This window comes from Cupriavidus sp. SIMBA_020, assembly GCF_046535395.1.
GTDB classification, from domain to species: Bacteria; Pseudomonadota; Gammaproteobacteria; order Burkholderiales; family Burkholderiaceae; genus Cupriavidus; species Cupriavidus campinensis.
This window is the reverse complement of sequence record NZ_JAWRWU010000768.1, coordinates 1-265: the sequence shown is the minus strand read 5'-3', so window position 1 is coordinate 265 and position 265 is coordinate 1. Positions and strand designations below refer to the sequence as shown.

Genomic DNA, 265 nt, shown 5'->3' with positions numbered 1-265 from the left:
ACGTAGTCGATGGTCGGCTCGAACGACGCCGGGGTCGCGCCGCCGGTGATTTCGTTCTTGAGCTCGTCCAGCGTGTAGCCGACGGCCAGCTTCGCCGCGACCTTGGCGATCGGGAAGCCCGTGGCCTTCGACGCCAGCGCCGACGAACGCGACACGCGCGGGTTCATTTCGATCACGATCATGCGGCCGGTCTTCGGATCGATCGAGAACTGCACGTTCGAACCGCCCGTGTCCACGCCGATCTCGCGCAGCACCGCCAGCGAGG

General features: G+C 66.8%; 1 protein-coding gene. It reads right to left on the bottom strand.

Annotated features, from left to right (window positions below; translation table 11 throughout):
- Positions 1-265 (bottom strand): hypothetical protein (locus SB751_RS31425; RefSeq protein ID WP_410749201.1); only part of this gene is annotated, 265 nt, incomplete at both ends.